9 protein-coding genes and 1 pseudogene are annotated in these 10,841 nt (G+C 72.9%); 7 read left to right on the forward strand and 3 right to left on the reverse strand.

What is annotated here, in order from left to right:
* The 4 genes from AB0H81_RS40940 to AB0H81_RS40955 all read left to right on the forward strand — a co-directional run.
* On the forward strand, nt 1–642 hold a 642-nt coding region (locus tag AB0H81_RS40940), incomplete at its 5' end, for a hypothetical protein (protein WP_358386660.1).
* Nucleotides 643–816: 174 nt separating this feature from the next.
* Nucleotides 817–1,569, forward strand: coding sequence for a methyltransferase domain-containing protein (locus tag AB0H81_RS40945; RefSeq protein ID WP_358386663.1), 753 nt, complete (start codon nt 817–819; stop codon nt 1,567–1,569).
* Between the two features lie 100 nt (nt 1,570–1,669).
* Nucleotides 1,670–2,911, forward strand: a complete 1,242-nt coding sequence (locus AB0H81_RS40950; RefSeq protein ID WP_358386665.1) for a DNA polymerase IV — start codon at nt 1,670–1,672, stop codon at nt 2,909–2,911.
* A gap of 222 nt (nt 2,912–3,133) precedes the next feature.
* Entirely contained in the window at nt 3,134–3,526 is a 393-nt protein-coding gene (locus AB0H81_RS40955; protein ID WP_358386667.1) for a DUF3040 domain-containing protein, read from the forward strand.
* Nucleotides 3,527–3,660: 134 nt separating this feature from the next.
* Here the strand turns inward: AB0H81_RS40955 and AB0H81_RS40960 are convergent, their stop codons facing one another.
* From AB0H81_RS40960 to AB0H81_RS40970, 3 genes are read right to left on the reverse strand one after another with little or no spacing between them, the layout of a single operon-like run.
* The gene (locus AB0H81_RS40960) at nt 3,661–6,153 is read right to left on the reverse strand and encodes a DUF3488 and transglutaminase-like domain-containing protein (protein WP_358386670.1); all 2,493 of its coding nucleotides are present in this window, start codon (nt 6,151–6,153) and stop codon (nt 3,661–3,663) included.
* Nucleotides 6,150–7,412, reverse strand: coding sequence for a DUF58 domain-containing protein (locus AB0H81_RS40965; RefSeq protein WP_358386673.1), 1,263 nt, complete (start codon nt 7,410–7,412; stop codon nt 6,150–6,152). Before AB0H81_RS40965 ends, AB0H81_RS40960 begins: the two co-directional genes overlap by 4 nt.
* A complete protein-coding gene (locus AB0H81_RS40970) occupies nt 7,409–8,386 on the reverse strand; it encodes a MoxR family ATPase (RefSeq protein ID WP_358386676.1) in 978 nt (325 codons plus the stop codon). Before AB0H81_RS40970 ends, AB0H81_RS40965 begins: the two co-directional genes overlap by 4 nt.
* A 475-nt stretch (nt 8,387–8,861) precedes the next feature.
* On the opposite strand from AB0H81_RS40970, the gene mraZ reads away from it, so the two are divergent.
* From mraZ to AB0H81_RS40985, 3 genes and pseudogenes are all read left to right on the forward strand, one after another.
* Entirely contained in the window at nt 8,862–9,293 is a 432-nt protein-coding gene (gene mraZ, locus AB0H81_RS40975) for a division/cell wall cluster transcriptional repressor MraZ (RefSeq protein ID WP_358386679.1), read from the forward strand.
* 219 nt (nt 9,294–9,512) lie between these two features.
* Entirely contained in the window at nt 9,513–10,496 is a 984-nt protein-coding gene (rsmH, locus tag AB0H81_RS40980; RefSeq protein WP_358386682.1) for a 16S rRNA (cytosine(1402)-N(4))-methyltransferase RsmH, read from the forward strand.
* A pseudogene (locus AB0H81_RS40985) lies at nt 10,480–10,841 on the forward strand (hypothetical protein); the annotation flags it as partial. The gene rsmH and the pseudogene AB0H81_RS40985, both read left to right, overlap by 17 nt.

Genomic DNA, 10,841 nt, shown 5'->3' on the forward strand with positions numbered 1-10,841 from the left:
CGGCGGGCCGCGCTGGCGGCCACCGCCGACGCCCTGGTGCCGCGGGTGGTGCGCAGGCTGGTGGAGTTCGAGGTGCGGGGCGTGGCCGCCCTCGTCCTGTTCGCGGTGCGGCGCGGCCGGCCCCGGGTGCCGCCGGGCGCCGTCGCCGTCCCGTACGCGGGGGAGCAGGCGGCCCTCCAGCTCGTCTTCACCTTCGCGCTGGCCGTGGAGGCCGTCGTGGTGGACCTGCTGCTCGTCTCCCTCGAGGTGCCCGCCGCGATCCGGCTGCCGGTCCTCCTGCTCGACGCGTACGGGGTGCTGTTCGGCCTGGCCCTGGCCGCCTCCTGCGCGTTGCGGCCCCACCTGGTGAGCCCGGACGAGCTGCGCGTCCGGTACGGCGAGTACCTCGACCTGCGCGTACCGCGCGAGCTGATCGCCTCGGTCACGGCGACGCGCTCCTACAACGAGAAGGGCATGATCACGGTGGCGGACGGGCGGCTGCGGGTCGTGGTGGGGTCGCAGACCAACGTGGCCGTCGAGCTGACCGCCCCGGTCACCGTGGTGCGCCCGCTCGGCGGCCGGGCCGAGGTCACCTCCGTGCGGTTCTTCGCCGCCGACCCCGCCGCCGTGGTCCGCGCCCTGCGCCCGGCCCCGGTGCCGTGACGGACCGCACCCGTCCCCGCCTCCGCGCCGCACCCGTCCCCGCCCCTGCGCCGTGACCGAGCGCGCCCCCGCGCCGTGACGGTCCGCGGCCTTGGCGCCCGTGGCAGCACGTGGGAGGCGCGGGACGGCGTAGGCTGGGGCGCGTCGGAGGAGCGAGAAGGAGGCGAGCCGAGGTTGCGAGCTGAAGGCGTCACGAGGCCCCCGGCGGTGCGGACCGCCGTCGTCTGGGACGCGTTGCTGGCCGAATTGGCCCGGCTGCGGGAGACCACCGGGCGTGACCGGCTCGACATCGTCGACGCCGGCGGCGGCACCGGCGGGTTCGCCGTGCCGCTGGCCGAGCTGGGCCACACCGTCACGGTCGTCGACCCGAGCCCCGACTCGCTGGCCGCCCTGGAGCGCCGGGCCAAGGAGAAGGGCGTCGGCGTGCGCGGGCTCCAGGGCGACCTCGCCGACCTGGCCGACCTGCTCGACGACGAGGGCGCCGACCTGGTGCTGTGCCACAGCGTGCTCGAGTACGTCGACGACCCGATCGGCGCGATGACCGCCGTCGCCGGGCTGCTGCGCCGGGGCGGGGCGGTGAGCGTGCTGGCGGCCAACCCGGTCGCGGCGGCCCTCCACCGAGCGCTGGCCGGTCACTTCGACGAGGCGCGGGCCGCGCTGGCCGACCCCGAGGGCCGCTGGGGCGACCGCGACCCTACCCCGCGCCGCTACACCGCCGAGGCGCTGTCCGAGCTGCTGGCGGTCACGGGCTTCGCGGTGGGAGCCGTCCACGGCGTGCGGGTCTTCGCCGACCTGGTGCCCAGCCGGCTGGTCGACGGCGAGCCCGGCGCAGCGGAGGCGCTGGTGGCGCTGGAGCAGGCCGCCGCCGGCCATCCCGTGCTGCGCGACATCGCCACCCAGCTGCACGTCCTCGCTCGCCGGGGCTGACCCCGCCGGGCGAGTGCCGCCGGAGCCGGCGCGTCCGGCGCGGGCGTCGACCAGGGGCTCGCACGGGCGTTCGTACGGGTGTTCGGATAGAATCGAGGACGTGTCCCGCAAGCAGATCACCGGCATCGGCCCCGCTCCACGGACCGGGGCCGATGACAGCGGCTGCCCGATCCTCCACGTCGACATGGACGCCTTCTTCGCGAGCGTCGAGCTGCTGGAGCGGCCGGAGCTGCGCGGCAGGCCGGTGATCGTCGGCTCGCCCGCCGGCCGCGGCGTGGTGCTCAGCGCCACCTACGAGGCCCGGGCTTACGGCGTGCACTCGGCGATGCCCATGAGCCGGGCGCGCCGCATGTGCCCGCAGGCGGCGATCATCCCGCCGAGCCATGACAAGTACTCCGAGGTGTCGCGGGGTGTCATGGAGATCTTCCACGCGATCACCCCGCTGGTCGAGCCGATCGCCTCCGACGAGGCGTTCCTCGACGTGGGCGGCGCCAGACGCCGGCTGGGGCCGCCCACGGCGATCGCCGCGACGATCCGCGAGCAGGTGCGCGAGCGCTACGGCATCACCTGCTCGGTGGGGGTGGCGAGCAGCAAGTTCGTCGCCAAGCTCGCCTCCAAGCAGTGCAAGCCCGACGGCCTGCTCGTCGTGCCCGAGGCCGAGGTGGTGGCGTTCCTCCACCCGCTGCCCGTCTCGGCGCTGTGGGGCGTCGGCGAGCGCACCGAGCAGGCCCTCGTGCGGCTCGGCATCCGCACGGTCGGCGACCTGGCCCGGGTGCCGCCCGCCACGCTCCGCCGCGAGCTGGGCCACGCCGTGGGCGGCCACCTGGCGCAGCTGGCGTGGGGCCGCGACGAGCGGCCCGTCACCGCCCACGCGCCCGACAAGAGCATCGGCAACGAGGAGACGTTCGCCGCCGACGTCGACGACCCGGAGGCGATCAGGCGGGAGCTGCTGCGCCTGTCGGAGCGCGTGGCGGCCCGCATGCGCGCGGGCGGTCACGTGGGCCGCACGGTGAGCGTGAAGCTGCGCCGGGCCGACTTCACCACGATCACCCGCTCGCGCACCCTCAAGGAACCGACCGACGTCGCCCAGGAGATCTACGCCACGGCGTGCGAGCTGTTCGAGGCGGCCGGGCTGGAGCGGGTGCGCCTTCGCCTCGTCGGTGTCAGGATGGAGAACCTCAGGCCCGCCGGCTCGGCGGCGCGGCAGCTCAGCCTCGGCGAGCGCGAGACGGGATGGCGGGAGGCCGAACGCGCGATGGACAAGGCGATCCGAAGGTTCGGGCCCGATGCGGTGCTCCCGGCGTCGCTTGTGCGCGGAAGACTTGATGAAATGGAAGCATGACGCTGATGTCGTCGCCGATGTCACGACTCGGGGGGAGTGTGGGGAGTGGTGCCTAGATGACCCACAATGGAGCTATGACGTCACCTCCGGTTTGGTCTGCGTTGGACGTTTGCTTTCGCCTACGTCTACAGCCTCGTATTCTGGGGATAACCGACCGCGAGGTCCGGACACCCCGTGTTCGTTGCCGTCTTCCCCGTCCTGGGGCCGTCCTTGGGAGGCGCCGTGCCGCTCTCTGAGCACGAGCAGCGCTTGCTCGACCAGATCGAGCAGGCACTCTACGCCGAGGATCCGAAGTGGGCCAACACCGTCAGGATCAGTGACCCCCGCAGCCACTACAAGCGCCGCCTGATCAAGGCCTCCATCGGCTTTGCGCTCGGGGTCGTGCTCCTCATGGTCGGCGTGGTGATCAATCTGATCCCGGTCGGTGTCGGCGGCTTCGTGGTCATGCTCGCCGCGTGTCTGTGGGGCCTGTCGAGCTGGAAGCGCATGAACGGCTTCGTCGACACCGCTACCGGCTCCGCTCCCGCCCCGGGCAAGCAGGCCCGTCGCGGTGGCCGGGGCACGTTCATGGAGCGCATGGAAGAGCGCTGGCGCCGCCGGCACGACGAGCGCTGACCCGGATCCTTCCCGGCGCGATCGTGCGGTCATCCCCCAGGAACGACCGCACGGCCGCCGGCTGACCCGGGTTCCTCTCCGCACGATCGTGCGGCCGTCCTCCAGGGAACGACCGCACGATCACGCGTGTCCCGTCATGACCCCTTCGGGGCCGTCCTGCGCAACCGCAGGCTCTCCAGCCGGTCGAACCCGTCCAGCAGCCCCTCGCCCAGCCGGCGCAGCCTGCGCAGGGTCGAGGGCGGCAGCAGCACGGCCCGCACCCGCCGTCCCCGCGACACCGTCGCCGCCAGGGCCTTGCGCACCGTGCGAAGGTTCTGCCGCATCGGCCCGAACTCCCCGGGCGAGCGCGCGAACAGCGACCGCTCCACCGCCGACGCGATGGCCGCCAGGGCCGCCGCCGAGTCGGCGTCGAACTCGTACCGCTCGGCCAGCCTGCGCGCCAGCGCGCGCGGCGTCTCGCTCGTGCCGCGCTCCATCCCGTAGTCCAGCAGCAGGTCGTCGAGCTCCGTCCAGACGGCGGCCACGGCCGGCCGCCGCCCGGTCACGGCGCTGACGCCCGTACCGGAGCCGTCACGCGGAGCGTCCTGCCCCGACGAGGGGCCCGGCGGCCGTCCCGCGCCGTCGAGGCGGCGCAGCCGCCGCCCGCGCGTGAGCAGCCGCAGCGCGGCCGGCACCAGCAGGATCAGCAGGAGCACCCCCGCCCCGAGGCCGAGCCGGGCCGCCCAGGGCGTCTCCTCCTCGGCCGTCAGGCCGCGCGGCTGCAGCGTGGCCTCGCGGTCCAGCTCGCGCGGGTTGACCCGGCCCTGCGGCGACAGCGGCTCGTCGGCGGAGCTGCTCGTCGCGCCGGGCGTCGGCGTCGAGCCGTCGCCCACCGGGTCCGGCGGCGGCACGGTGTACGCGGGAACCCGGGCGCTGCCCTGGCCGAGCGAGCCCGTCGGCGTCGGCTCGAACGGCAGCCAGCCCACGCCCTCGAAGTACAGCTCGGGCCAGGAGTGGGAGTCGTTCGTCCCGACCAGCCAGCGGTCGCCGATCTTCGTGCCGCCGGTGTAGCCGATCGCCACCCGCGACGGGATGCCCGCCAGCCTGGCCAGCACCGCCATCGACGCCGCGAACTGCTCGCAGTAACCGGCCCGGCTGCGCAGCAGGAAGTCCTTCAGCGCCGAGTTGCCGCTGCCCTGCGTCTGCAGCGTGTAGGAGAAGTTCCCGGTCTTGGTGAAGAACTCCTGGATCTTGACCGCCGCGTCGTAGCCGGTGCGGGCGCCCTTGGTGATGTCGTCCGCCAGCCCTCGGATCTCCGGGGGCAGGTCGTCCGGCAGCTTCAGGTAGCGGGCGTCGAGGTCGGGCCGCGACTGCGGCAGCGACTTCAGCAGCTCGCTGGTGGGCGCCGGCTCGCTGCTCGACACCTTGTACTCCAGGCCGGCGGCCTGCTCCCTGGTCGAGAAGACCATGAGCGTGTCCACGTCGGCCCGCCAGTCGCCGTCCACCTCGATCTGCCGCGGCGGGTACGGCAACGGCAGGAACTCCAGCTTCGCGATCTCGTCGCTGATCTGGACGTCGGTCACCGCGTTCGCGACCGGCACGCCCCGTGAGAGGCCCGGCGGCGGCGGAAGCGGCCCGTTCTCCGTCCGGTTGTCCGGCGAGCCCTTGGGCTCGGTCATGCCGAACTGCTCGCCGTCGAACGTGTCGAGGGCGAAGATCCGCAGGTAGCGGGGCTTGTCGTCGCTGTTGGTGTACGACAGCACGACCCGTGGCGCGGGCAGGTTCAGCTGGCCCTTCAGGCTCGCGATCGGGTTGGCGATGCTGATCGAGTTGCCGGTGCCAGAGCCGCTGCCGCCCACGCCGAAGGTGAAGAAAGACACCGGTTCCATCGACGGCAGCGTGGCCGGCACCAGCACGGCGAGCACCACCGCGGCGAACCCGATCCGCTTGCCCGACAGCCGCAGCCCCCGCGTGTCGGCGGTCTCCCGCGCGCGCTCCGGGACCTGCCGCCCCTGGCCCCGCGCTCCCGGCGGCGGCTGCGGGGCGGCCGCGCGGGTGGTGCGGCGCACCAGCACCGCCCGTCCCCAGTGGCCCACCCGCTCGCGGCCGTCGGCCAGGAGCAGGCCGAGGAAACCGGACGCGGCGATCACGAACGCCGGCCAGCCGATCGGGTCGGCCAGGATCGTCGCCGGCACCGTGGCCAGCGCCAGCAGCGGCAGCCCGGCCAGCGCCGCCCGCCGCATCCGCGCCGCGAGCAGGTCCACCAGCAGCGCGATGAGCCCCACGCCGCCGCAGGTGAGCAGCGTGATGCCGGTGTTGGCCGGAACCGGCGCGGCGAAGCGTTGGATGTCCGTCCACCCGGTCCCGAGCAGCTTGCCCAGCGCCACGACCGACGCCTTGGTCGGCACGACCCACGCCCACGCCTTGCCCGCGGCGAACGACGCTGTCAGGTAGATCCACAGCGCGACCACACTCACCAGCGGCGCCGCCCACAGGGGCAGCGACAGCCGGCCGCTGAGCATGCTCGCGGCGAGGACGGCGAGCACCGCGCCCAGCGCCCCCCAGAACCACGAGCCGCCCTCGAACAGCGGATAGAGCAGGATCGCCGCGCAGAACGTGGCCACCGCCGCCGCGACCGACAGCCTCATGCCGCACCTCCCGCCGGGCTGAACGCGTACCGGCCGCGGTTGCCGGCCGCCTGCCACACGGAGGCGATCGACGTGCCCGCGGGCAGCCGCACGATGCGCCAGCCGTAACCGCTGAGCACGGCCTGCACCGCCTGGTAGTCCTCGTTCGAGCCGGGCTCGCTCCCGTCCCAGGTGTCCACGTCCAGCAGCACCGCCACGCCGGTGATGCCGCTGTGCCGCACCCGCCCCAGCTCCCGGGCCTCCTCCGGGTCGAGGGAGCCGAGCACGGCCACGACCAGCCCGTCGCCGCCGCCCTGCCGCAGCGCCGAGACCGCCATGTCCAGTGAGCGGACCGGGCTCTGCCGCACCACGGCCAGCGTGTCGAGCAGCGACCAGCTCAGGCCCGTGTCCGTCAGGTGCTCCGCGCCCTGGTCGGTGACCAGGCGCAGGCCGAGGCCCTCGTGAGCGAGGTGCACGCCGATGGAGGCCGCGGCCGAGACCGCCACCTCGAACGACGAGCGGGGCCCCTCGCCGCGGTGGGCGTGACGACGCGTGTCGAGCAGGAGAGCGCCGCGGCTCTGCCACTGCTGCTCCTCGCGCCGCACCATCAGCTCGCCTCGCCGCGCGGTGGAGCGCCAGTGGACCCGCCGCAGGTCGTCGCCCTGCCGGTACTCGCGCGGGGCCACGTCGTCGTCGCCGGCCGCGGCCACGCTGCGCGTGCGGCTGTCGCCGCCGCCCGTCCACTCACCCGACAGCCGTACGTGCGGCAGCGCCACGACCTGCGGCGTCACCACCAGCGTGTCGGCGATGGTGAACGCGCGCGACAGCTCCACGAGCCCGAACGGGTCGGCGATGCGCACCGACAGCGGCCCGATCGTGTACCGGCCGCGCAGGTCGGAGCGGACCCGGTAGTCGATCTCGCGGATGCCCTTCGCCTCGACCTTGTCCAGCACGAACCGGGGCCGCACGCCCAGCGCGTACGGCACGGTGTCCTCGATGAGCAGCAGACCGGTGGGCAGCCGGGTGACGTTCTCCAGGCGCAGCGTCACGGTGGCCTCCCCGCCCACCTCGGCCCTGGCCGGGTCCAGCCGTCTGGCGCAGCTCAGCCGGTACCGGGTGCGCGCCACCACCATGGCGGCCAGCAGCGGCAGCGCCGCCACCAGCACCCCGATCCGGAACAGGTCGTTCTCCCCGAGCAGGACCGCCATCAGCAGCGCCGCGACACCGGAGGCGAGGAACGACCGGCCCCTCGCGGTGAGCGCCCGCAGCCCCGCCCTCATGATGAGCGCGTCTCCGGCACCGGCACCCGCCTGACGAGGTCGGTCACCACCTGCTCCGGGAGGCGGCGCTGGCCCTGGGCCTCGACGCTCGGCAGCAGGCGGTGCGCCAGCACGGGAACGGCCAGGTCCTGCAGGTCGTCGGGGATGACGTAGTCCCGGCCGGACAGCGCGGCGTGCGCCCGCGCGGCGCGGACGAGCTGCAGCGTCGAGCGGGGCGAGGCGCCGAGCCGCAGGTCGGGGGAGTGGCGGGTGGCGACGACCAGGTCGATGGCGTACTTCTTGACCGGCTGCGACACGTACACACCGCGCACCGCCTCGATCAGCGCGCGCACCTCTGCCGTCGTCGCGACCGGCTGCAGCTTGTCCAGGGGAGAGGCGCCGCCGTGGACGTCGAGCATCTCCAGTTCGGCGTGCGGCTCGGGGTAGCCCATCGCGACGCGGGCGGTGAAGCGGTCGCGCTGCGCCTCCGGCAGGGGATAGGTGCCCTCCATCTCGATGGGGTTCTGGGTGGCGATCACCATGAACGGGCTGTCGAGCTGGTACGTCACGCCGTCCACCGTGACCTGGTGCTCCTCCATGCACTCGAGGAGGGCCGACTGGGTCTTGGGCGAGGCGCGGTTGATCTCGTCGCCGACCACGATGTTGGCGAAGACGGGGCCGGGCTTGAACTCGAACTCGCGCGTCTGCTGGTTGTAGGCGCTGACGCCGGTGATGTCGCTCGGCAGGAGGTCGGGGGTGAACTGCACCCGGCGCACCGGGCAGTCGATGGAGCGCGCCAGCGCCTTGGCCAGCATGGTCTTGCCGACGCCCGGCACGTCCTCGATCAGGAGGTGGCCCTCGGCGAGCAGGACGGTGAGGGTCAGGCGGACGGCGTCGCTCTTCCCCTCGACCACGGACTCCACGGCCTCGCGGATCCGGTGCGCTGTGGAGACCAGCTCGTCGAGCTGGGGAGGGACGTCATGGGTAACTGCCACCAGGCCTCCATGAGAAGAAGTGCGACGGTCGTCCCGGTGGCGGTCAAGCCATTGCGGGAGCCATGCCGTTCCTTTTCCATTGTGTGTACGACCCTACGATGCTGCGGGTTCTGGGGCGACTTTTGCCGATTTTCCAGAGAACTTGGACGATGTCCTGTTCTTGTGCCATAGCGGTGCGAATCCGGTGACATCGGGACTAGCATGCGCCCTCCACTTTCCCCCCTCGCGTTCCCCCTTCGCGCCCGGTCCTCTTGCCTGCGGTTCTCGCGCACGTTCCGACACGCCCGTGGCGGCCCGCGCCCCCTCCGCGCCCCCCACCACGCTCCACCGCTCTGACCTGCGGAAACGCGAAACGATCAGGCTGTGACATGGGGTTGAATCAGTTGACGGTGGGGAGAAGTGGAGTATGGTGGTGCGCAGTGGAGGGCCGGTGCGCCAGCGTCGAGCGCTTCACTAGGCACGGGAGGTGGGGCCGATGTTCCTCGGCACCCATCAACCGCGTCTGGACGACAAGGGACGGCTGTTCCTGCCGGCTAAGTACCGTGAGGAGCTGGCGGAGGGTCTTGTGATCACCAAAGGCCAGGAGCGATGCCTCTACGTCTTTCCCGTGGAGGAGTTCCAGCGCATTACCGAGGCTCTCAGCACCGCCCCGGTCACTGCCAAGGCAGTGCGTGACTACAGCCGCGTCTTCTTCGCCAGTGCGTCCGACGAGACCCCCGACAAGCAGGGCCGCATCACCATCCCGCAGAGCCTGCGGCAGTACGCCGGCCTGCAACGCGACTGCGTCGTCATCGGGGCCAACACCCGGTTGGAGATCTGGGACGCGCAGGCGTGGGACACCTATCTCAGCGCTCAGGAGCAGGCGTTCGCCGATCTGTCGGAGGAGGTGCTGCCAGGGATCTTGTAGGAGTCACGGTAGATCCGTCGGAGATGTCGTTCGGCGAGGTCTCCACCCGCAACCACTGCCGGCCAGCTGATGCACCTTCCCCGGTGTCAGATGGCGGGCGTCCACGAAGAGGGTGCGGATGGGGACCTGGCCGGGCGGCGCCGGGTGGGGACCCAGGAAGGGCCGATAGGATCGCCGACCGCGTCATCCGCGAGCAAGGACGCGAGAGGGGGGTTGGAGATGAGCGACGCCACAGGCACCGGCGGTCACGTTCCGGTCATGCTCGACCGCGTACTGGAGCTGCTGGCTCCGGCATTGGGCGGTGAGCGTCCCGTCGTCGTGGACGCCAACCTCGGCCTCGGCGGCCACTCGGAGGCCCTGCTCGCCGCCTATCCGGCGCTCCACCTGATCGGCATCGACCGCGACCCGTTCGCGATCGAGTTCTCCACGCGCCGGCTCGCCCCGTACGCGGAGCGGACCACCCTGGTCCACGCCTCCTCCGACCAGCTGGCCGAGGTGGTCGCCACCACCGGCCCCGCCCTCGGCCGCAGCACGGTCGACGGCGTGCTGTTCGACCTGGGGGTCTCCTCGCCGCAGCTCGACGAGGCCGAGCGCGGGTTCGCGTACTCCTATGACGCCCCGCTGGACATGCGGATGGACACCGAGCAGGAGCTCACGGCGGAGAAGGTGGTCAATACCTACTCGGCCGGGGAGCTAACGCGCATCCTCCGCGATTACGGCGAGGAACGGTTCGCACCGCGTGTCGCGGGCCTAATCATCAAGGAAAGGGCCAAGGAGGCCATAACGTCGACGAAGCGGCTCGCGGAGATCGTCCGGCAGGCGATTCCCGCCGCTACCCGGCGCACCGGGGGCAACCCCGCCAAGAGGACTTTCCAAGCGCTGCGCATCGAGGTCAACGCGGAGCTCGCCGCCCTGGAGGCGGCCTTGCCCGCGGCCCTCGACGCGCTGGCGCTCGGGGGGAGAGTCGTCGTGCTCTCCTACCACTCCCTGGAGGACCGGCTCACCAAGCAGGTCCTCACGGCGCGAACCAGGGACACCAGCCCACCCGGGCTCCCCGTCCCGCTGCCGGCACACCAGCCGCGGTTCCGCCTGGTGACGAGGGGGGCCGAGCTCCCCAGCGAAGAGGAGGTGGCCCGCAATCCGCGGGCGGCCTCGGCCCGGCTACGGGCGGCAGAGAGGATCCGTGTTGACGACCACGACTGAGCAGGAGACCAGGCGGCGCGCGTCCGCCCGCGGCACCGTGCTCGAACCCGCCGCGCCCGACACCGCCACGCCCGGCGGCACGTCCGACCCGAACGTGTCCGGGCCGGCCGCCTCCGGCGGTGGCGCGTCAGGGGCCGGCGCGTCCGGCCGTGGTGTGTCCGGTCCTGGTGTGTCGGGCCGTGGTGTGTCCGATCCTGGCGTGTCCGGATCCGCCGTCTCGGACGCCGACACCCCCGTCATCACGCTGCCCGACCTCACGCCGCCCGATCTCACCCCGTCCGACCTCCCGCCGGCCGGTCCGTCGCGGCCGGGCGCGGCGAGGTCCGCTTCCGCGCGCGGCGGCGT

Origin of the sequence: Nonomuraea sp. NPDC050691, assembly GCF_040654455.1 — a bacterium.
Lineage (GTDB): Bacteria > Actinomycetota > Actinomycetes > Streptosporangiales > Streptosporangiaceae > Nonomuraea.

Excerpts from the sequence above, each read along its gene's own strand:
- rsmH (WP_358386682.1), top strand. The coding sequence starts at position 9,513 with ATGAGCGACGCCACAGGCACCGGCGGTCACGTTCCGGTCATGCTCGAC.
- AB0H81_RS40965 (WP_358386673.1), bottom strand. The coding sequence starts at position 7,412 with ATGAGGGCGGGGCTGCGGGCGCTCACCGCGAGGGGCCGGTCGTTCCTC.
- mraZ (WP_358386679.1), top strand. The coding sequence starts at position 8,862 with ATGTTCCTCGGCACCCATCAACCGCGTCTGGACGACAAGGGACGGCTG.
- AB0H81_RS40960 (WP_358386670.1), bottom strand. The coding sequence starts at position 6,153 with ATGAGGCTGTCGGTCGCGGCGGCGGTGGCCACGTTCTGCGCGGCGATC.